Source organism: Flagellimonas flava (genome assembly GCF_050617915.1).
In the GTDB taxonomy this organism is placed as follows: Bacteria; Bacteroidota; Bacteroidia; order Flavobacteriales; family Flavobacteriaceae; genus Flagellimonas; species Flagellimonas flava_A.
Genome location: NZ_JBODQE010000172.1, coordinates 1 through 238, shown reverse-complemented (window position 1 = coordinate 238; position 238 = coordinate 1). Strand labels below are relative to the sequence as shown.

Annotated in this window: 1 protein-coding gene; it reads left to right on the top strand. The window is 46.6% G+C overall.

Annotated features, from left to right (window positions below; translation table 11 throughout):
* A partial coding sequence (locus ACRHOZ_RS21430; RefSeq protein WP_431130409.1) for an iron chelate uptake ABC transporter family permease subunit occupies positions 1-238 on the top strand: 238 nt, incomplete at both ends.

Sequence of the window (238 nt, the reverse complement as noted above, 5' to 3'; positions counted from 1 at the left end):
ACTCTTATTGGCCTTCTTGCTTAACATCAGCTCAGGTTCCGTCTTGATTCGATTTGAAGCCGTGCTCAACCTCATTTTTGGAGGCAGTGCCGAAGTGGAATCATGCAATTACATTCTGTGGAATTATAGAATGCCAAAGGCTTTTACCTCTGTTTTCGTTGGTGGCGGACTTGCTTTGAGTGGCTTGCTCCTGCAGACCTTGTTTCGGAATCCCTTAGCAGGCCCGTTTGTATTGGCA